Source organism: Micromonospora sp. RTP1Z1 (assembly GCF_033804685.1).
Classification (GTDB): Bacteria; Actinomycetota; Actinomycetes; order Mycobacteriales; family Micromonosporaceae; genus Micromonospora.
This window is the reverse complement of the sequence record NZ_JAPFQV010000150.1, coordinates 1-591: the sequence shown is the minus strand read 5'-3', so window position 1 is coordinate 591 and position 591 is coordinate 1. Positions and strand designations below refer to the sequence as shown.

Annotated in this window: 1 protein-coding gene and 1 pseudogene; both read right to left on the bottom strand. The window is 65.1% G+C overall.

What is annotated here, in order from left to right; all coding sequences use genetic code 11:
* Positions 1 to 310, bottom strand: a 310-nt coding sequence (locus tag SLP03_RS31455; RefSeq protein ID WP_319464268.1) for a hypothetical protein, incomplete at its 3' end; no start/stop codon positions are given.
* Positions 311 to 370: 60 nt separating this feature from the next.
* A pseudogene (locus SLP03_RS31825) lies at positions 371 to 591 on the bottom strand (hypothetical protein); the annotation flags it as partial.

Below are 591 nucleotides of genomic sequence, written 5' to 3'. Positions count from 1 at the left end.
GGATCTCGCGCGCCTTCTCCACGTCGAGCCCCTTGTTGCGGGTCTCGAAGTAGTTGAAGTCCAGGCACCACGTGCAGCCGACTAGCGACGCGACCGCCATGTGGGCGAACGACTTCAGGCCCTCGTCACAGGCGTCCCACTTCTGCAGCTTGCCGCCGAGGCCGAAGCTGGCGAACAGCACCTTGGGGTTGTGCCAGTAGACGCCCACCGCCGTCGGCACCTTGCCCAGTTTCTTCTCGATCATCCGCTTGATCAGCGCTCCCTTGACGCCGGTGATCTCGGCCGGGGGGATGCGAGTCGTGTGCTCCATGTCTCCTCCTGTGTCGGTGGCTGTAACGACGGGTTGGTAGGCCGTCATGCCATGGAGACACCGGCCGGGCCGCGGATGTGACATCGAGCGGGAGAAACGACTGGTCTGTTCGTCGTAGACGGCGTCGGTGTACTCCATCGTGGTCCAGGCGTCCTCGGGATCGAGGAGATCGCGGTCTTGACCTTGGCGTCCAAGCGCACGGTGACCGAGACGTCCGCGCCCGACTTGAGTGCCGCGGCCGAGGCGCAGCGGAATGACCTTCCGTACGGCCGAGCGGAACG